Origin of the sequence: Arthrobacter sp. PL16 (assembly GCF_035985055.1) — a bacterium.
Classification (GTDB): Bacteria; Actinomycetota; Actinomycetes; order Actinomycetales; family Micrococcaceae; genus Arthrobacter_D; species Arthrobacter_D cheniae.
Map to the genome: position 1 here is coordinate 424179 of NZ_JAXCIC010000001.1, position 19659 is coordinate 443837.

A 19659-nucleotide genomic window follows, 5' to 3' on the forward strand; every position below is an offset into this window, starting at 1 on the left:
CCGGCCTTCTGCCGGCGCCGCCGACAACTAGATAGCTTTGCATCTAGTGTAGCCGCCGATCAAGGTACCGCACCTGACAGTCACGATGCGTCCTTGCTGGCTAGGCGGGTTGTTCGCCCGTAAGGCCCCGGGACCGCTCCTCCCGGCGCGACGCCCGTTCCTCCCGGCGGCCCTCGACGAGCCGGTACAGGACCGGCACGAGGACGAGCGTCAGCGCGGTCGAGGAGACGAGCCCACCGATCACGACGACGGCGAGTGGTTGCGAGATGAAGCCGCCCTCGCCCGTCAGCCCGAGTGCCATCGGCGTCAGCGCGAAGATGGTGGCCAACGCGGTCATGAGGATGGGCCGGAGGCGCTGGCGGGCTCCCTCGCGGATGGCATCCGCGACACGGAGGCCGGGGAAACCGTTCCGCGGAAGCCGGTACTGGTTGATGAGGTCGATCAGCACGATCGCGTTCGTGACGACGATGCCGACGAGCATCAGCATGCCGATGAGAGAGGGCAGCCCGAGGGGGATGCCGGTGATCAGCAGGAGCGCGATGGCACCTGTGGCCGCGAAGGGAATCGAGACGAGCAGGATCAGGGGCTGCACGAGGCTCTTGAAGGTGGCGACCATGATGACGTACACGATGGCCACGGCCGCCCAGAGCGCCAGGAACAACTGCTCGAAGGACTCCGTCTGCTGGGACGAAGCCCCGCCGACGGTGGCGGTTGCGCCGGTCGGCAGCTCGATGCCGGCGAGCCTCTCGTCGACCGCCGTCGTCAGTGTCCCGAGGTCTTCGCCCGACGGCGTGATCGAGATGCGGGCGGTCCGCTCACCGTTGGAGCTGGTCACCGAAAGAGGCACCTGGACCTCCTCCACCGACGCGACGTCCGTCAGGGCGACGGGCCCCCGAGACGTCGGGATCCGAAGGGTGCGCAGTTGCTCGAGGCTTGTGATCGCCGTTCCCTCACCAATCAGGACCGGGAAGTCACTCGCATCGAAGCGCACGGTGCCCGCAGGGACCGGACTGATGCGGCCCCCGAGGAGGGCGGCGATCTGGCCCTCCGTGAGCCCGGCCTCCACGGCGCCGGCCCGGTCCACGTCGATCTGCACCTGCGGTTGGGCCGCGGAGAGGTTGCTCGTGACCTCGCCGGCGCCGTCGAGCCCCTGCATGCCGTCGAGCACGGCGGCATTGGCGGACTCGAGGTCTTCGCTCACCGGCGCCGTGATATCGATGTCGATCGTGCTGGAGGTGCCGAAGCCGCCCTGCTGGCTCGACAACGAGAAGCTGCCGGCGTCCTGGAGTTCTTCGAGGTCCCCTCGTACGGATTCCTGAAGGACTTCCTGGTCGGCCTCCTCGTCGGTGATGACGGTGAAGGTCGCCACCGAGGCACCGCCCGAGAACTGGGCGGCGAACGCTCCGTCGGCGTTGCCGACGGTGAGCTGGACGTCGCGGATCTCCGGATTGTCGGCGAGGATCTCCTCCGTCCGGCCGGCTGCCTCCGTGGTGGTGGCCAGGCTTGATCCGGGAGTGAGGGTCTGTGTGATCGAGAAGCTGTTCTGCCCTGATCCACCCAGGAGGTTCGTAGGAAGGAACGGGACCATTGCCGCCGTCGCTCCCAGCACGATGAGCCCACTGATGAGCGTGACGACGGGGTGACGCTGCGTGCCCGTCAGGATCGGCAGGTAGCCGCGCTGGAGGAAAGAGGTCCGCTCCGGGCTCGGTGTGATCTGCCCGCCGTCACTCGGCACGGCGGCGGCGTGACGGGCACCGCGGCGTGTGGCCGCGGAGTTCTCGAAGCCGGCGGGCGTCGACGACGCGGAGGTTGAGGACGCGGAGGTTGAGGACGCGGAGGTCGAGGAAGCGGACGTCGGGAACATCGCGGGGGCCACCGACGTCCGGGGCAGGAACCAGAAGGCCAGCACCGGGATGATGGTCAGCGACACCGCGAGGGACGCCAGGAGCGCGATCCCGGTGGTCACGGCGAAGGGCCGGAAGAGCTCGCCGGCCAGCCCGCCGACGAAGCCGATCGGGGCGAAGACGGCGACCGTGGTCAGTGTGGAAGCGGTGATGGCTCCCGCGACCTCGCGGACCGCCGTCAGGATGGCCTCGCGCTTTTCCTCCCCGTAGCCGAGATGGCGCTTGATGTTCTCGATGACGACGATCGAATCATCCACGACGCGACCGATGGCGATGGTCAGTGCTCCGAGGGTGAGCAGGTTGAGCGAATAGCCCGCAGCGTAGAGGCCGATGAAGGTGATCAGCAGTGAGAGCGGTATCGAGATGGCGGTGACGAGCGTCGAGCGGACCGACAGCAGGAAGATCAGGATGATGAGCACGGCGAATCCGAGCCCCAGGATGCCCTCCGTGGTGAGGTCGTCGATGCTGCTCTCGATGAACGGCGCCTGATCGAAGACCACTGTGATGTCGGCGGCATTGCCGAGTTCGGCCTCGAGCTCGGGGACAAGGGCGACGATCTCGTGCGAGATCTCGACCGTGTCGCCATCGGGGACCTTCGTCACCGTCAGGGCGAGCGTCTCGACCCCGTTGGTACGGGCGACGGAGGTGGGGGCATCATCGGCCAGGCCGACGTCGGCGACCTCACCGATCGTGACGGCCGGACGGGGAGCAGTCGCGGTCCGCCCAGGGGCGGGGGCGGTGGAATCGGGTGCACCGGAGGAGGTGGACGGCAGCACCGGCAGTGCCTCCACGTCATCGAGCGACCCGATCTGGCTCCCGGCCTGGATGGTCAATGACCGCGGATCTTCATCGAGTGTTCCGACAGGGAACAGTGCGCCGTTGTCCTCGAGGGTGCTGGTGAGGTCACCGACAGTCAGGCCGGCCGCTTCGAGGGCTCCGTCCTTCGGCAGGATCGCCACGTGTTGGGAGGTTCCGCCCGAGACGTCCGCCGTGCGCACGCCGTCGATCTTCTGGAGACGGGGAACGGTCAGCCGAGCGAGGTCCCCGTTGAGCTCGCTGAGGGACTGGTCCGAGGACACCGCCATGAAGACGATCGGCAGGTCGCTGATGCTGCCGGCCAGCGCCTGCGGCTCGACGTCATCGGGAAGCGTCGGACGGACTGTGGAAATGGCCCTGTCGACCTGCGCCCGAGCCCGGTCCAGGTTCGTGCCGTAGACGAAGACGAGGTTGACGGTGGAGACGCCGGTGCGGGAGGTGCTCGACGACGATTCCAAACCCTCGACTCCGCTGAGCGCCGCCTCGAGCGGTTCGCTCACCTGCTGGTCGAGGTACTCCGGTGATGCTCCCTGAACGGCGGACAGCACGGTGATCCGGGGGAACTCGAGCGAGGGGATGAGTTCCTGCTTGAGTGACCCCAGGGTGATGACACCGAAGACGGAGGCGAAGATCGTGATGAGCGCGATGAGCGCGCGATTACCGAGCGAGAGCTGGGCAAGACGGAACAATTAACCTGCCTTCGGTGCTGACGGTCGCCCGGCTGGCTGGCTCCGCGGTCGTTATGCGAGTTTGAGGGCCTTGTCGGTGAGCGACTGGACCTCGGCCGCCAGGGACGGGTTCTCGTTGAGCTGGACGCCGTACCCGGGCAGCATCTCCTTGAGCTTCGGCTCCCAATCGGACATCTTCCCGGGGAAGCACCGCCTGAGCAGTTCCACCATGATGGGAGCGGCTGTGGATGCCCCGGGGGAGGCGCCCAGCAGTGCTCCGACCGAACCGTCCGACGACGTGATGACTTCAGTACCGAACTGCAGTACGCCGCCCTTCTTCGGAGCCTTCTTGATGACCTGTACACGTTGCCCAGCGGAGATGAGTTCCCAGCTGCCGCCCTCGGCGCTTGGCAGGAACTCGTTCAATGCCTCGTTCTTGGCCTCGCGGTTCTTGAGGACCTCCGTGATGAGGTACTTGGTCAACGACATGTTGTCCTTGGCCACGGCCAGCATGGGCACGAGGTTCGAGGTCCTGATGGAGGTGGGCAGGTCCAGGTAGGATCCGCGCTTCAGGAACTTCGTGGAGAAACCGGCGTACGGACCGAACAGGAGCGAGCGCTCACCCTTGACGAAACGGGTATCGAGGTGCGGGACGGACATGGGGGGAGCGCCGACCGAGGCCTGGCCGTAGACCTTCGCGTTGTGCTGGTCGACGAGCTCGGGATCCGTACAGCGGAGGAATTGCCCGGAGACGGGGAAACCGGCGAAACCGCGACCCTCGGGGATTCCGCTACGCTGCAGCAGGTGCAGGGCGCCGCCGCCCGCACCGATGAAGACGAACTTCGTGGTGACAGTGCTGGCCTCGCCCGTCGCCCTGTTCTTGACCTTCACATCCCAGCGGCCGTCGCCGGCGCGCGCGATGTCGAGCACGTCGAAGCCGTAGTGGAGGTCGACGCCGGTGCCGTCGAGGTACGTGGTGAGGTGGCGGGTCAATGCTCCGAAGTCGACGTCGGTACCGCCCTCGACCCGGGATGCAGCGACGGGTTGCGAGGGGTTGCGACCCTTCATGACCAGCGGAGTCCAGCCGGCGATGGTGCCGTGGTCCTCGCTGTGCTCCATCGTGGAGAAGAGCGGCTGGGCGCTGAGCGACTCATAGCGCCTGCGCAGGTACTCCGCGTTGGCCTGGCCCCAGACGAAGCTCATGTGAGGCACCGTGTTGATGAAGGTGCGCGGGTCGCCGATGTGGCCCTCGGACACCATGTGGGACCAGAACTGGCGTGAGACCTGGAACTGCTCGTTGATGGCGACTGCCTTGGCCGGGTCCACCGAACCGTCCTTGGCAGCGGGCGAGTAGTTCAATTCGCAGAGTGCGGAATGCCCAGTGCCTGCATTGTTCCAGGGGTCGGAACTCTCGAGGCCGGCGACGTCGAGCCTCTCGAAGAGGGAGATGTCCCAGGTGGGCTGCAACTGTCGCAGGAACGCTCCGAGCGTCGCACTCATGATCCCGCCGCCGATCAGGACGACGTCGGTGGTCTTGGCGGGCGTGCCCTGATGGGTGGTGGTCAACGTTGTCTCCAGTCGCGAGGTCCTAGCAGGGAAAGCCTAGCGTCTGGCGGTGACCATATTTAAATCCGCACGCCCCCGTCGAGAGGTACCGGAAGGATACGCACGATGCATCAGCTGGACGGCTCGGGCCTCGGCTCGACGTCGGCCAGGTCGATGCGGTTGAAGACCTCGTTCATCACGGGGCTGACGGGGTAGGTGGTCACCCGTGCGCTCATCGCGAGCGCGGAGATCGGGAAGGCGAGGGGGACGGCCGGGATCCGGGCCGAGATCTGGGAACTGATGTCCGCATACGCCCCTGTTCGGTCCTCGTCGGCGGGGAGTCCGCGGGCGCGGTTGATCTTGCTGAACAGCTGCGGGTCCTCGTAGCCGAACTCCTCGTTGTAGGCGCCGAACAGGGCTCCGACGAAATTGTCCGGATCCTCGTAGCTGCCACTCCAGCCCAGCAGATGGAAGGCCCGGTCGCCCGTCTGCTGGACCGCCTCGATGTAGCCTTCGCTCCAGTCGATCGGTACGGGCTTGATGACGAATCCGGCCTCCGTCAGTTGGCGGCTCAATTCTGCGTAGGCCTTCTCCGGGGACGGCAGGTATGCCCTGGACACGTTGCGGGGATAGTAGAAGGGAAGTTCGCGCCCGTCGTACCCGGACTGTTCGAGGAGGTCCTTCGCCCGACCGAGGTCGTAGCCGTAGGCCTCCACCGTCTCGCCGCTGACGCCGAGCTTCTCGGGGATGAACTGCCGGGCCGGTTTCGTACCGTCCAGGAAGCGGCCCTGGATGAGCGCGTCCTTGTCGATGGCGTGGGCGACGGCCTGCCGGAACAGCAGGTTGTCCACCCCGGGGAAGTCCTCGTTCATTCCGAGGTACAGCACGGAGTAGGGATCCCGCTGCAGGAACTGCAGGCCGTTGCGGGCGAGATCGACGGCGCTGTCCACAGAGACGAAGTCGTATCCGTCGATCCGGCCGGAGGTCAGGGCCCTGGCTCGCGAGTCCGGATTGGAGATGGTGGTGAAGACGACGCGGTCCACCTCGCCCCGCTCGCCCCAGTACCCGTCGAAGAAGGACAGTTCCACCCCGCCCGGCTCCCATGAGGCGAGCTGGAAGGGACCCGTTCCGACAGGAGCCTGCCCGTAGCGGGACATGGGCGCTCCGTCCAGGGACTCCGTGAGGTCGTTCGCGGCGCCCGCCTCCAGTGCGGCGGGGGAGGAGATGGCGAAGGCGGGAGCGGCGAGCGCCGGGATCAGGCCGGTGATCCGGCCGGCGAGCTGCAGGTCGACCGTGTATTCCGCTATAGCGGTACAGCCCTCGTACAGGCTGGTCTCGGGCTGGTCCGCGTAGCCCTTGAAGACATTCTCGAAGGGCAGGCGGCCGGTACCGGTGCGAGCGGTGGCGGGGAGGGTGTACCAGCGGTCGAAGTTCGCGCAGACGGCTGCGGCGTCGAAGGGTTCCCCGTCCTGGAAGACGACGTCGTCCCTCAACGTGAACTCGTAGGAACGGCCGCTGTCCTGTTCGTCCCAGGACTCGGCCAGCAGCGCCGTCGGCTCCGACGTCAGCGGGTCGACCCCGACGAGGCCCTGCAGAATCTGCTGGGTGACGCGATAGGACTCCGTGTCATTGGCGAGTGCGGGGTCGAGTGTGCGGGGATCGGCAGCGGTCCCGAAGGTGAAGGTGGAGACGTCAGCGGCAGCAGTAGCGGCCGGCGTCGTCGTCGCGGAGGGTTGTGGTGGTGCCACCTGGCCACCGGTGCACGACACGAGCGAGGCCACGGACAGGAACGCGATCACGGCCCGCAGCGGGTGCGCGAGCGTCCTGGTGGGAGCCTGTCCGTGGCTGGCGCGGCGCGCGGCGGCGTTCTTCACAAGCAGGATCTCCGAAAGGCAGGGGAATCCCGGTCCTGGCGATCCGGGGGTTGGAAGCCCTCAGTCTAGGCGATCCTTCTGTCCCTGCCACTCAGGTACGCGGGTTCGACGACAAAGGAGCGGACCCCCTCACCGCGGGGGTGAGAGGGTCCGTCCGTTATCCCTGGAACGCGTTAGAGGTTTGAACCAGGGAGATCAGTGGTCCTTAGCCGGCTGCGGGGGGCATCATGACGGCGTCGATCAGGTACACGACGGCGTTGGCGGTCTGGACGCCACCGCAGATGACGTTGGCATCGTTGACCTTGAGCTCATCGCCCGAGCCGGTGACCTCGAGCATGGCGCCCTGGACCGTGGTCTGGGTGGTGCCCTCGAGCTCGGCCGGCTGGATCTTGCCGGGCACGACGTGGTAGGTGAGGATGCTGGAGAGGCCCTCGGTGTCGGTCTTGAGGCCCTCGACGGCCTCGGCGGGCAGGGCTGCGAAAGCCTCGTCGACCGGGGCGAAGACGGTGAACTCGCCACCGTTGAGGGTGTCGACGAGGTCGACGTCGGGGTTGATCCCACCGGAGACGGCAGCGGTGAGCTGGGTCAGGATGGGGTTGTTGGACGCGGCGGTCGCTACGGGATCGAGGGCCATGCCGGCAACCGAGCCTGCGCCGTCGGGAACCGTCTCGGCGTAGCCGGCACAGCCGGGGCCTACGAGGTTGGCGGCGGGGTCCATCGCGGCGTCGGCGGAAGCCGAGGGGCTCATGCTTGCCTCTGCCGAGGGGGACTCGCTGGCCATGCTGGTCTCGCTGGCCATGCTGCTCGGGGTGGCCTCGGACGCTGATTCGGTGCCACCGCCACAGGCTGCGAGACCGAACATCGAGACGGCTGCGATCCCGAGGATCGAGAGGTTCCTGCGCTTGGTGATTTCCATGAGATTTCCTCCGTAGAAGTGACCCGGCGAGTGCCTGCGGTCTGTGACTGTTTGATGAAACACATCGTGTCGATGTCTCACAGTTACTTCGGGGGACCGGTGGGGGTGGATGGGTTGGTTCTGCAAAATTAAATTTCCGCTCACGGTTGGGCCCAGCACGCCGTGACCTGCCCGTGACCTGCGGTGATACTGGCGTCGGCGGCGTGGAGGACAAACCCTGCGTGCAGCGGAAAGGCCCTGGTCGGATCACTCCGGCCAGGGCCTTGATGTGCGCAAGAGGGGACTTGAACCCCTACGTCCGAAGACACTGGAACCTAAATCCAGCGCGTCTGCCAATTCCGCCACTCGCGCTTCGATGCGCCTCGCCAGAGAAGCACCCTGCCTCCTACTTTAGCGCCATGGGAGGCTGGGGCAGGACTCCCTACTGGTCGATCCCGAGGTCGCGACGTAGCTTCGCGACGTGGCCGGTCGCGCGCACGTTGTACTGCGCCAGAGCAACCCTGCCCTCCTCGTCGACGACGATCGTGGAGCGGATGAGTCCCTCATAGGTCTTGCCGTAGTTCTTCTTCTCGCCCCACGCGCCGTAGGCCTCTGCGACCGCGTGGTCCTCGTCGGAGAGGAGCGGGAAGGTGAGGGCTTCCTGCTCGGAGAACGAGGCCAGCTTGGCGACCGGGTCGGGGGAGATCCCCAGGACGGTGTACCCCGCGGCGCCGAGGGAGGCGAGGTTGTCGCGGAAGTCGCACGCCTCGGTGGTGCAACCGGGGGTGGCGGCGGCCGGATAGAAATAAACGACGACTTTTCCGCCCCGAAGGGAGGACAGTGTCATCTCGTTGCCTGCGGCGTCATCGAGCGTGAAGTCGGGGGCACTCTCGCCGGCGGCTAGTCGTTCTGACATGCATACTCCTGAGGATCGAACGAGCGGCCGGAGCGGTGGACCCGCCGGAAAGCGAGCCCCGGGCTACTGCCGTGGGGATTGACTAGCCATCCTAGCTATCATAGGTGGAGGATCCGACGCCGAGGCGGTCGCCGGTTCCGCGAGTGAGAGGAAGTGCACGGTTCTATGCCCGATCTGGACCAATGGCCCACCGGTCGACTGCTGACGACGGCGGCGCGGCTCGTCGAGCACGCGTGGAACGAGCGCCTCGTGGACATCGGGGTCACCCATGCAGGCGTGATCGCCCTGGGCGTCCTGGCCGACCAGGGCGCCATGACGCAGGCCAGCCTCGCGCAGATCGTCCGTGTCCAGGCGCAGACCATGGGTAAGACGCTGTCACGGCTCGAGTCGAGGGGACACGTGACGAGGGTGCGGAACGACCTCGATCGTCGCTCCCACATGGTCTCGATCGCTCCCGGCGGTCGGCATGTCCTCGAAGCGGCCGACGACATCGAGCGGACGCTCGTCGCCGGCGGCGGGCTCGTGTCGGACGAGCTGCGGAGCCACCTGCAGGTCGTCATCAGGGAACTGGGAGCGCCCCGCTGGAATTGGCCCGCTACGAGCCCGTCAGCTGAGGGCTCGTCGCTCGAGAATCCCGGCGCGTCAGGGCCGGCAGCAACCGTACCCGGCTGACGCCAGGGCTGCAGCCCAACGCCGTCACCGGCAGGACGACACTATCGAAGCCCTTTGCCACCGAGGCAGGGGGCTTTCTGCATGCCTCGGGAAGTACCTGGCGATGTGCCGCTTTACACGAGCCTGGTGAAGAAGGAAAGGGTTTGGGAGAAAGTAGTGCAGCAGTAGAAACAGGTTGCGTACTAAGCAGGCTGATGTTTTGTTGGGAAGCGTACGTGTCCAGCGCCCAACGGAGAACAGCATGCAGAGTACCGCCGCACCCCAGTCGATCATCGGAGGCCTCCGGCGCCCGCCGGCAGGAGTGCCCGCCGTCGACGACCGGGCCGGAAACGGTACGTGTACGGAGGGCCCCCTCAAGGCCGCGCTGCAGGACGATATCGCGCTTCGCCACATGGACATCGCCGAAGCGGTAGCCCGGTCCTTCGCGACGACCGGGCCGGAGGCGTCGGATATCCGGCAGGTCGCGTACCTGGGGCTCATCAAGGCGGTACAGCGGTTCAATCCGGCTCGCGGTGTTCCCTTCGCCTCGTTCGCCGTGCCCACGATCACGGGGGAGATCAAGCGCTACCTCCGGGATTCCTGCTGGGTGGTCCGACCTCCTCGGGATGTGCAGGATCTTCGGACGGAGATCGCCCGCACAGCACCCGCCATGGCGCAGCGGCTCGGACGGGAGGCGACGGCGCGGGAACTCGGGATCGAACTGGGCTGGCCGGAGGACAAGGTCCTCGAAGCGCAGGCGTCCCACTGGAGCCTTCGACCCGACTCGCTCGATGCTCCGTTCGAGGGCCGCAGCTGGGCGGACACCCTGGCGGCGGATTCCAGCGGCATGGAGCGCAGTGACGACATGATCTCGCTGCGTGGCGCGGTCAATGAGCTCGATGGCAGCGAGAAGGAGCTCCTGTACCGCCGCTACTTCATGGAGCAGACGCAGCAGGCCATCGGCGACGAACTGGGGATGTCGCAGATGCAGGTCTCCCGAATGCTCGCCCGCATCCTGGTCAAGCTCCAGAAGCGCCTCCTCGGGGCACCCGCGCAGCAGGACCAGCGGGGACTGCGCACGAGCATCGCCTGACCCGGGGATCCCCGCTCGGAAGCGGACCGCGCCTGCGTCAGCTGATGCCGTGGTTCGCCGCGGCAGCCAGCACCTGCTCGACCGTCACGGCCATCAGGGCCGGATCCGGTGTGGGTGAAAAGGTCTCGCCGACGCGGAGGGACTCGTCCGTCAGCACCGTGTGCGGTCCCGGCGGCGGTCCCCACTCCGATGCCGGCGCCGGACCGAACAGCACCACGGACGGCCGGGCGTAGGCCGACGCCAGATGCGCAGCGCCCGTGTCGGCCGAGATCACCAGTGATGCTCCTGCGATCAGCCGTGCGAAGCGGTCGAGGGGTAGCTGGCCTGCGGCTACCGTGTCCTCGGGCAGGCCGGCGGCGTCGGCGACGGCGAGCGCGCGGGCCCGCTCCTTGCCGCTGCCGGTGAAGACGACCCGGTGCCCCGCCGCAGCCAGGGTGCGAGCGACCTCGGCGAACCGCTCCACGGGCCACAGCCGGCTTCCGTACGCGGCGCCCACGTGTACGACGACGGCCTCGGGCGCAGGGCTCTCGCCGTCGGGCACGCGCAGCCTGCAGTCCAGCGGGTCGGCAGGCACGCCGTGCCAGCTCACGAGGTGCGCCCAGCGGTCCCGCTCGAGCACGCCGTCCTGCCAGCCCGGCCCGTCCCAGCCCGGTGACCGGTGGCCCATGCGCCGCTTCGCGCCGATCTCCTCGAGCCGGGCCCTGCTCTCCCCTCCGCTGCCGTGCAGGTTCACGGCGAGGTCGATCCGCCCGTACTCGATGGGCAGGGGATCGTCGAGTCCGTGCGTGGGAAGGAGGTCGTCGATGGCGCCGGTGAGGCCGATGATCGGGCGGAGCCACTCCTGCGCGGCGTAGAGGATGCGGTGCTCGGGGAAGGCCCTGCGCAGCCCCTTGAGTGCGGGAACCGCGACGAGGAGGTCCCCGAGTTTCAACGCGCGCAGTGCGAGGATCTCGGGGCGCCCGTCCGGGGCGGGGGTCGACGCGGGAACTCCGCGTGCACTCCAGGGCTCCGACGGGGCCGGCTGTGGAGGTGAAGTCAGGGGGGTCGGCTGCTGGGCGCTCACGGCGCTCCTGCCCTCGGAAGTCATGCCGATCATCCTGCCAGAGGATCGAACGAGTATTGCTTCCGACGCCGCCGGACGGGGCCGGAAGAAGGAGCAGGAGAAGAAGTTCGGTGAGAAGTGTTTAGTACTGCTGCTTCTCGGGAACTAAGCCTGTATGCATATTTCGGCCGAGCTCACGCCGACCGCCCCCCGGGCGGTCCTGTTCGACCGCGACGGGACCATCGTCGTGGACGTCCCGTACAACGGCGACCCGTCCCTGGTGCAGCCCATGGCCGGCGCCCGCAAGGTGCTCGACGGCCTGCGCTCACGCGGCATTCCCGTGGGTGTGGTGACCAACCAGTCCGGGATCGCGAGGGGATTGATCACGCGCGAGCAGGTCGACGCCGTCAACGCCCGCGTGGAGGAACTGCTCGGTCCCTTCGACGTGTGGGAGATCTGCCCCCACGGTGCCGGCGACGCCTGCTCGTGCCGCAAGCCCGGTCCCGGGATGGTCCTCTCGGCCAGTGCCCGCCTGCAGCTCGAGCCCGGTGAAGTCGCCGTGATCGGGGACATCGGAGCGGACATGGGCGCGGCTGCGGCCGCGGGCGCTCGTGCGGTCCTGGTCCCGACCGACATCACCCTCGAGGACGAGATCAGCGCGGCTCCCGCCGTCGCCGGGAGTCTCGCCGAAGCCGTGGAATTGCTGTGGGCAGGCACGGCGTGAGGCGCCGCGTCCTCGTCGCCCGCCTCGACAGCGCCGGGGATGTCCTCCTCGCGGGTCCTGCCGTACGCGCCATCGCGGCCGGTGACCACGGTGACTCGCCGAACGACGTCGTCATGCTGTGCGGCCCGCAGGGCGCAGCCGCGGCCAGGCTCCTGCCCGGCGTCGTCGACGTCCTCACCTGGTCGGCTCCGTGGATCATCGACCCCGCCCCGGAGCTCACGCCGGACCTCGTCGGAGAACTGCACGACGCCCTGGTGGCGCTGGGCGTCGACGAGGCCGTCATCCTGACGTCGTTCCATCAGTCACCCCTGCCGCTCGCACTCCTCCTCCGCCTCGCGGGGGTGCGGCGGATCGCCGGCGCATCCGTCGACTACGCGGGGTCGCTGCTCGATGTCCGGCTCAAACCGGGCGAGGACTTCCCGGAGGACCAGCCGGAGGCCGAGCGGGCGCTCGGCATCGCGGAGGCCGCGGGGTACGCCCTCCCGCCCGGCGACGACGGCAGGCTCCAGGTGACGCATCTCGCCGATGCCTCGGCCCTCGTCGGTCGAGGACCCTACGTCGTCGTGCACCCCGGCGCCTCCGTGCCCGCCCGGGCGTGGCCGCCCCTGCATCACGCCGCCGCCGTCGAACTCCTGACCGCTGCCGGGTTCCGGGTCGTGGTCACGGGCTCACCCAACGAGACGGACCTCACGTCGACCGTCGCCGGTCCCGAAGCCGTCGACCTCGGCGGCCGTACGGACCTTGCCGTGCTGGGCTCCGTGCTCGCAGGGGCCTCCGTGGTCATCACGGGCAATACCGGTCCGGCGCACCTGGCCGCCGCCGTCGGCACTCCGGTCGTCTGCCTCTTCTCACCCGTGGTCCCGGCCATCCGCTGGGCCCCGTACCGCGTCCCGGTCGAACTCCTCGGGGACCAGGATGCGGCCTGCGCACTCAGCCGCGCCCGGATCTGCCCCGTCCAGGGCCATCCGTGCCTGTCCAACGTCTCACCCGAGGACGTCGTCGACGCCGTCCTCCGGCTCAGCTCCGGAATATCGTCGCTCGGCTCACGCCGCAGCATCGGCCGCACCGACGGCCGCAGAACAACGAGGGGAAACCGATGAGGATCCTGTTATGGCACGTCCACGGCGGGTGGACCGACGCCTTCGTGAGGGGCAGCCACACCTACGTGCTGCCCACCACGCCCGACGGCGGCGCCTGGGGTCTCGGGCGGGCAGGGCGGGACTGGCCCGCATCCGTCATCGAGGTGGCACCCTCCGACCTCGCGGACGCCGACATCGACCTCGTCGTCCTGCAGCGGATCGAGGAGATCGCCGAATGCGAACGCCTGCTCGGGCGGACGCCCGGCCGCGACCTTCCGGCCGTGTTCCTGGAGCACAACACCCCGCGCCGGGACATCGTGGGCACGGTCCATCCGCTCGCCGCCCAGACGGACATCCCCGTCATCCACGTCACCCATTTCAACGAGCTGTTCTGGGACAGCGGCGTAGCGAGCACCACGGTCATCGAGCACGGCATCGTCGATCCGGGCTACCTCTACACCGGTGAGGTCGAGCAGCTCGCCGCTGTCATCAACGAGCCGGTCCGCCGCGGCCGCATCACCGGCACCGACCTCCTCCCGCGGTTCGCCGGCGTCGCGCCCGTGGAAGTCTTCGGCATGGGGACCGACGGCCTCGGCGACACACTCGATCTCGGTCCGGGAGAGCTGCGCATCGGCGGTGACCTGCCGATGGCGGAGCTGCACGCCAGGCTGGGGCGCTCCCGGGCGTACGTGCACCCGCTGCGGTGGACCTCGCTCGGTCTCTCGCTCCTGGAGGCCATGCACGTGGGGCTTCCGGTGCTGGCGCTCGCGGCGACGGAGGCCGCACGCGCGGTCCCCGCCGAAGCCGGCGCCATCTCGACGCGCGTCGACGACCTCGTCCGTATGGCGGCACGCCTCATCGCCGACCCGGATGAGGCTCGAGCACGGGGGCTGGTCGCTCGCGAAGCGGCCCTCGAACAGTACGGGCTCGCCCGGTTCCTCGCCGACTGGGACGACGTCCTCGAGCAGGAGCCGACGCGGCACCGGGTCCTGGCGGTTACAGAAAGGAATGCACAGTGAGGATATCGATGGTGTCTGAGCATGCAAGCCCGCTCGCGGCCCTGGGAGGAGTCGACGCCGGAGGGCAGAACGTCCACGTCGCCGAACTGTCCCTGGCGCTCGCCCACCGGGGACACGACGTGACCGTGTATACGCGCCGGGACGACCCCGCCCTGCCGGACCGGGTACGGACGGACCCGCACCTGGAGGTCGTGCACATCACGGCCGGTCCGGTCCGCCACGTCCCGAAGGACATGCTCCTGCCGTTCATGGGTGACCTCGCGGACGGGATCGTCGAGGACTGGGGACAGGAGCCACCGGACATCGTCCACGGGCACTTCTGGATGTCGGGCCTGGCAGCGCTCGACGCCGCTCGCCAGTCGCGCAGCGCAGGCCGGCCCGTGCAGGTCCTCCAGACCTTCCACGCCCTCGGCACCGTCAAGCGGCGCCACCAGGGCTCGGAAGACACGAGCCCGTCCGAGCGGCTCATGCTGGAGGCCATGGTGGGCCGCAGTGCCGACCGGGTCGTCGCCACCTGCTCGGACGAGGTGTTCGAGCTCAAGGCCATGGGAGTGTCCGGCAGTCGCATCTCGATCGCGCCCTGCGGCGTCGACCTCGAGCTCTTCACTCCCCGGGGACCGGTGGAGGACCGCGGCCGCGCCCACCGGATCGTCAGCGTGGGGCGGCTCGTCCCGCGCAAGGGCATGGACCTGGTCATCCGCGCCCTCCGTGACCTCGCGGACCAGGGGCGCGACGACGTCGAGCTCGTGATCGTGGGCGGCGGCAACACCTCCGGGCTCGAGGATGATCCGGAGGCACAGCGGCTCCTCGGCCTGGCCGCCGACCTCGGGATCGCCGACCGGGTGATCCTCCGCGGCCAGGTCTCCCGCGCAGAGATGCCGGCCGTCCTCCGGAGCGCCGACGCCGTCGTCTGTGCTCCCTGGTACGAGCCGTTCGGCATCGTTCCGCTCGAAGCCATGGCCTGCGGCGTACCCGTGATCGCCGCGGCGGTCGGAGGTCTCGTCGACACCGTGGTGGACGGGAAGACCGGTCTCCACGTCCCGCCGCAGGATGCCGGGGCCATCGCCGCCGCTGTCGCCGAGATGATCGCAGATCCCGAGTGGGCGCGCGAACTCGGTGACCACGGTCATCGCCGCGTCAGGGCCCGCTACTCCTGGAGCCGCATCGCCGCCGACACGGAGAGGGCCTACCAGTCGGCACTGGGCGCGGCGGCACCCACCCAACCGGCCACCGCGCGGCGGAGTGCCGCGCGTCGACTCGAGAGCACCGGAGGCAGGGCACTGTGACCACGCACCTTACAGACGCATATCTGCAGACACGCAGCGACACTGCACCGCCGCAGGCGCTACCGACGTCCCCGAACCGCCGCGGCCAGGAAGGACGTCCGCAGGATGTCGTCCAGGAGGATGCGCGCCGGATCGTCATGGAGCACCTCCGGGCCGTGACTCCCGCCCTCGAGTCCCTGGCGCAGAACGCCGGGACCCTCGCGGCATGGGGGGTGGAACTGGCTTCGCGCCTGATGACGGGCCAGCGCCTCCTCGCGGCCGGCAACGGAGGGTCCGCCGCGGAGGCGCAGCACCTCACGGCGGAGCTCGTGGGCCGCTTCGACGGGGAGCGCGAACCGTTCTCCGCGATCTCGCTCCACGCCGAGAGTTCCGCGGTCACCGCCATCGCGAACGACTACGGATTCGACCGGATGTTCGCCCGCCAGGTGAGCGCCCACGGCCGTCCCGGCGACATCCTGGTCCTGCTGAGCACGAGCGGCAGGAGCCCCAACCTGCTGCACGCCGTCGCCGCCGCCAGGGCAGCCGGAATCACCACCTGGGCGCTCACGGGCGCCGGACCGAATCCCCTGACCGAGTGCGTGGACGACTTCGTGGCGGTCGAGGCACAGTCCGCCAATGCCCAGGAGGGCCATCTCATCGCCCTCCACGCCATCTGCCGGGCCTTCGACGCAGAAGTGCACCGTCGTCGTCAGGAGGAGCAGCGATGAGGATCGTGGTGGTGGGGGACGTCCTCCTCGACACTGACCTGTCCGGGGGAGCCGGCCGGCTGTCGCCGGATGCACCCGTGCCCGTCGTCGATGTCGACGCCGTCCAGCGCCGCGCGGGCGGCGCAGGCCTCGTAGCCCGCATGCTGCAGGCCGACGGGCACGATGCCGTTCTGGTGACGGTCTTCGGCGACGACGACTCCGCTGCCCTGCTCCGCGCCGAGCTGGACGGCATCACCCTCGTCGCGGGCCCCTCGGGTGCACCCACGCCCGTCAAGACGCGCGTCCGTGCTTCTGGCCAGCCGGTGGTCCGGTTCGACGAGGGATGCGCGACGCCGCCCGTTCCGGGGTGCACGGCGGACATGCTCGCAGCGCTCGACGGCGCCGACGCGATCATCGCGGCGGACTACGGCAGGGGACTGCTCGCCAACGAAGAGCTTCGCGCACGCCTCGAGGCGCTCGTGGAATCCACCCCGGTGGTATGGGATCCCCACCCCTCGGGGGCGCAGCCGGTACCGGGGGTCGCCGCCGTGACGCCGAACCTCGGAGAAGCACTCCGGTTCGCCGAGGTCAGGGGCCCCGGCACCCAGGCCGCCGCCGCTGCCGCCGATGTGCTGCTGGCCGCCTGGAGGAGCCGGGCCGTCATCGTCACGATGGGCGAACACGGAGCCCTCGTCGTCGCGTCCGGCCTGCTGCCCCAGGTGGTGCCCGCTCCACGGGTCGGCGCCGCCGACCCGTGCGGGGCAGGAGACCGTTTCGCCTCGGCCCTCGCCGCCGGCCTCGCACAGGGCTTCCCCATCGATGCGGCCGCGCAGCAGGCGACGGAGGCCGCGGCACACTTCCTCGGGTCCGGAGGCGTCGGCGCCATGGGTCGGCGGGTCGAAGACGCTCCCCGGCAACTGCCCGTCGACGGACTCGATGCCCTGACCGTCGCGCAGCGTACGAGGGAAGCCGGCGGCACCGTCGTGGCGACCGGCGGGTGCTTCGACCTCCTGCACGCCGGCCACGCCCGGACGCTCGCGGCAGCCCGCCGGCTCGGGGACTGCCTGATCGTCTGCCTCAACTCCGACGAATCCGTGCGGGGGCTGAAGGGCGAACACCGCCCCATCATCAAGCAGGAGGACCGCGCCGAACTACTCTCCGCGCTCGAGTGCGTCGATGCCGTCCTCGTCTTCAGCGAGTCGACACCGGAGAACGCCATCTCCCGCCTGCAGCCCGACATCTGGGTCAAGGGTGGCGACTACGCGGCGGAGGACCTCCCCGAAGCCGCACTCGTGAGCAGCTGGGGCGGCAGGACGGTCACCGTTCCCTACATACCCGCCCGCTCCACCACCAAACTCGCAGCCGCGCTCGCACGCGTCGGGTAACGAGCTGCAGATCCGGTCGGACCGAACCGTCGGTCCGTAGCCAAGCACCGAAGGGAACAGCATGACTGAGAACGCAACGACCACCACAGGAACGAACGGCTTCAACCCGGGACGCGTCCTGGTGACCGGCGGAGGCTCCGGCCTCGGCGCCGCCATCGTGCAGGGCGTCATCAGGGCCGGGGGAACCCCCGTGGTCCTCGACCGCGACATCAGCCGCGTGACCGGCGTCAAGGCCTTCGAGGTGGACGTCGCCGACCGGCAGGCCGTCGAGAAAGCCGTGCAGGAGGCAGCCGAGATGATGGACGGGCTCGACGCCGTCGTGACCGCCGCCGGGATCGACCGGTGCGGTGCGCTCGATACCGTCCCCGCCGACCAGTGGGAGAAGGTGATCGGCGTGAACCTCATGGGCACGGCGTCGACCGCGCGCGCCGCGCTGCCGTACCTGAAGAAGACACACGGCCGCGTCGTGACGATCGCCTCGACGCTCGGCATCAAGGCCGTCGGCGACGCGACGGCCTACTGCGCCTCGAAATTCGGCGTCATGGGTTTCTCGCAGGCCCTCGCAGCCGAGACGGCAGGCCAGATCGGGGTGACGACGATCATTCCCGGCGGCATGAAGACACGGTTCTTCGACGACCGCGACGAGCAGTACAAGCCGCAGGACGACTCACGGCTCAACGACCCGGAGCGGGTCGCCGAGGCGATCCTCTTCGCGCTCTCGCAGCCCAAGAGCTGCGAGATCCGCGAGATGGTCATCGCCCACGCAGAAGAAGGCTCGTGGCCCTGAGTTCCGCCACGTCCGCGTAGACGGCGTCGGGCTGGACGGTCGCAACGAACGAGTCATCGTGCTCGCAGCGTGTCGCCGTCCAGCCGACCTGCGTGACGTCCACATCGCACACCGGGCACCGGGTCACCCACGAGAAGTGCACGCGGTGGAGTGAGCGTCCCATGGCGCCCGCGTTGATCACATTGCCGATCCAGTAGACGCCGATCGTCGGCGTGCCGACCGCCTGGGCCAGATGCCGCGGACCGCTGTCGTTGCCGACCATCACGGCGCTCCGGTCGAGGATCCCGGCGAGCTCTCCCAGGGTGAGCCGACCGGCGAGCGAGCGGACGTTCGCGGACGGGTCCGCCTCGAGGGCGAGGCGGACGATCTCCTCCGCCGTCGGGGCATCGGTCTCGTCTCCTACGACCACCACCTCGCACCCGTCGGCCGCCGCGCGCAGTGCGACCTCCGCGAACGACGACGACGGCCACCGTCGGCGGGGATCCGTGGCTCCGGGATGCAGTGCGACCACGGGTCCGCCGCCTGTCAGGTGCGCCGCGCGCTCGATCTCCTCCGGCCTCACGTCCAGGCGGGGCTCGAGGTCCACCGGCACGGCGCCCGCCAGCCCGACGACCTCGAGCGCGCGGAAGACCTCGTGCTGGTAATACACGTAGGGAATGGTCCGCTCCAGCCCGACGGCGTCGGGCGTCCGCGTACCGATGGTGTGGCGCGCGCCCAGGCGCAGGAGGAAGGGATTCGAGTTGCGTCCACCACCGTGCAGCTGCACAGCGAGGTCGAAGGATCCGCGGAGGCCGGCGAAGAACTGCTCGACGGCGACAGGATCCTCGTCACGGCCCGGACGGACTCCGGGGAAGTAGGGAAGCTCGACGATGCGGGAGACCGCACCGGGTCTGCCCTCCAGGAGGGCGGCATGCCCCGGCATGCCGAGCAGGGTGATGTCCGCATCGGGGTAGCAGCACTTCAGGGCAGCGATGGCCGGCATGGCGAACATGAGGTCACCGAGGCCTCCTCCGCGCAGGACGGCGATCCGGCGCACGTCCTCGAACGGGGCGAGGACGGGTCCGACGGACCTCGCCGTGTCCTGTCGTCCGCCGAAGTCCGCCGTCGTGTTCGCGTTCCGCATGAAGCCCTTCCCCGTTCCTGTCCGCCACCACTGCTGATGAAGCTCGCAGCTGGAGACTGTCGATGACCCGCTGATGGACCCCTGGTGCCCAGCGCACGTACCGCAGCCGGCTCGGGGGTCCCCCTCCACCTCTACACAGCGCTGCTGCTGCTGTCCACGCCTTTTC

The 19659-nt window shown here is 69.0% G+C and carries 16 protein-coding genes and 1 tRNA gene; 9 read left to right on the forward strand and 8 right to left on the reverse strand.

The genetic code is table 11. The features are described 5' to 3' along the window. Positions 1 to 100: 100 nt before the first annotated feature. The 6 genes from RCH21_RS01920 to bcp all read right to left on the reverse strand — a co-directional run bounded on the left by RCH21_RS01920 (position 101) and on the right by bcp (position 8618). Positions 101 to 3409 (reverse strand): efflux RND transporter permease subunit, encoded by a 3309-nt coding sequence (locus RCH21_RS01920; protein WP_326962975.1) that lies wholly within the window; start codon positions 3407 to 3409, stop codon positions 101 to 103. Positions 3410 to 3460: 51 nt separating this feature from the next. Next, entirely contained in the window at positions 3461 to 4954 is a 1494-nt protein-coding gene (locus RCH21_RS01925) for a malate:quinone oxidoreductase (RefSeq protein WP_326962976.1), read from the reverse strand. Between the two features lie 110 nt (positions 4955 to 5064). Further along, on the reverse strand, positions 5065 to 6807 hold the full coding sequence (locus RCH21_RS01930) for an ABC transporter substrate-binding protein (protein ID WP_326962977.1): 1743 nt from the start codon (positions 6805 to 6807) through the stop codon (positions 5065 to 5067). A gap of 205 nt (positions 6808 to 7012) precedes the next feature. Continuing rightward, positions 7013 to 7723 carry a fasciclin domain-containing protein gene (locus RCH21_RS01935; RefSeq protein WP_326962978.1) on the reverse strand — a complete coding sequence of 237 codons (711 nt, stop codon included), beginning with the start codon at positions 7721 to 7723 and terminating at the stop codon, positions 7013 to 7015. 269 nt (positions 7724 to 7992) lie between these two features. Beyond that, positions 7993 to 8074, reverse strand: a tRNA-Leu gene (locus tag RCH21_RS01940). A 70-nt stretch (positions 8075 to 8144) separates the two neighbouring features. Beyond that, positions 8145 to 8618, reverse strand: coding sequence for a thioredoxin-dependent thiol peroxidase (gene bcp / locus RCH21_RS01945; protein WP_326962979.1), 474 nt, complete (start codon positions 8616 to 8618; stop codon positions 8145 to 8147). 165 nt (positions 8619 to 8783) lie between these two features. On the opposite strand from bcp, the gene RCH21_RS01950 reads away from it, so the two are divergent. Both RCH21_RS01950 and RCH21_RS01955 read left to right on the forward strand, forming a co-directional pair. Further along, positions 8784 to 9290, forward strand: a complete 507-nt coding sequence (locus tag RCH21_RS01950; protein ID WP_326962980.1) for a MarR family winged helix-turn-helix transcriptional regulator — start codon at positions 8784 to 8786, stop codon at positions 9288 to 9290. A 241-nt stretch (positions 9291 to 9531) separates the two neighbouring features. Then, complete coding sequence (locus RCH21_RS01955; RefSeq protein WP_326962981.1) at positions 9532 to 10362, forward strand: sigma-70 family RNA polymerase sigma factor; 831 nt, start codon at positions 9532 to 9534, stop codon at positions 10360 to 10362. 37 nt (positions 10363 to 10399) lie between these two features. On the opposite strand, the gene RCH21_RS01960 is transcribed toward RCH21_RS01955, so the two are convergent. Next, complete coding sequence (locus RCH21_RS01960; protein ID WP_326962982.1) at positions 10400 to 11449, reverse strand: glycosyltransferase family 9 protein; 1050 nt, start codon at positions 11447 to 11449, stop codon at positions 10400 to 10402. Positions 11450 to 11579: 130 nt separating this feature from the next. On the opposite strand from RCH21_RS01960, the gene RCH21_RS01965 reads away from it, so the two are divergent. The 7 genes from RCH21_RS01965 to RCH21_RS01995 all read left to right on the forward strand — a co-directional run bounded on the left by RCH21_RS01965 (position 11580) and on the right by RCH21_RS01995 (position 18370). Then, positions 11580 to 12128 (forward strand): D-glycero-alpha-D-manno-heptose-1,7-bisphosphate 7-phosphatase, encoded by a 549-nt coding sequence (locus tag RCH21_RS01965; protein WP_326962983.1) that lies wholly within the window; start codon positions 11580 to 11582, stop codon positions 12126 to 12128. Continuing rightward, positions 12125 to 13228, forward strand: a complete 1104-nt coding sequence (locus RCH21_RS01970) for a glycosyltransferase family 9 protein (protein ID WP_326962984.1) — start codon at positions 12125 to 12127, stop codon at positions 13226 to 13228. The genes RCH21_RS01965 and RCH21_RS01970 overlap by 4 nt, the downstream gene beginning before the upstream one ends. Further along, the gene (locus tag RCH21_RS01975; RefSeq protein WP_326962985.1) at positions 13225 to 14226 is read left to right on the forward strand and encodes a glycosyltransferase; all 1002 of its coding nucleotides are present in this window, start codon (positions 13225 to 13227) and stop codon (positions 14224 to 14226) included. The genes RCH21_RS01970 and RCH21_RS01975 overlap by 4 nt, the downstream gene beginning before the upstream one ends. After that, positions 14223 to 15512, forward strand: a complete 1290-nt coding sequence (locus tag RCH21_RS01980) for a glycosyltransferase (RefSeq protein ID WP_326962986.1) — start codon at positions 14223 to 14225, stop codon at positions 15510 to 15512. The genes RCH21_RS01975 and RCH21_RS01980 overlap by 4 nt, the downstream gene beginning before the upstream one ends. 137 nt (positions 15513 to 15649) lie before the next feature. After that, positions 15650 to 16219, forward strand: a complete 570-nt coding sequence (locus RCH21_RS01985; RefSeq protein ID WP_120148055.1) for a D-sedoheptulose-7-phosphate isomerase — start codon at positions 15650 to 15652, stop codon at positions 16217 to 16219. Further along, complete coding sequence (rfaE2, locus tag RCH21_RS01990) at positions 16216 to 17583, forward strand: D-glycero-beta-D-manno-heptose 1-phosphate adenylyltransferase (protein ID WP_326962987.1); 1368 nt, start codon at positions 16216 to 16218, stop codon at positions 17581 to 17583. The genes RCH21_RS01985 and rfaE2 overlap by 4 nt, the downstream gene beginning before the upstream one ends. 61 nt (positions 17584 to 17644) lie before the next feature. Continuing rightward, positions 17645 to 18370: an SDR family oxidoreductase gene (locus tag RCH21_RS01995; protein ID WP_120147900.1), complete on the forward strand. Its 726-nt coding sequence runs from the start codon at positions 17645 to 17647 to the stop codon at positions 18368 to 18370. Here RCH21_RS01995 and RCH21_RS02000 read toward each other — a convergent pair. After that, positions 18336 to 19493, reverse strand: coding sequence for a glycosyltransferase family 9 protein (locus RCH21_RS02000; RefSeq protein ID WP_326962988.1), 1158 nt, complete (start codon positions 19491 to 19493; stop codon positions 18336 to 18338). The two genes, RCH21_RS01995 and RCH21_RS02000, sit on opposite strands and share 35 nt — an antisense overlap. Positions 19494 to 19659 lie beyond the last annotated feature (166 nt).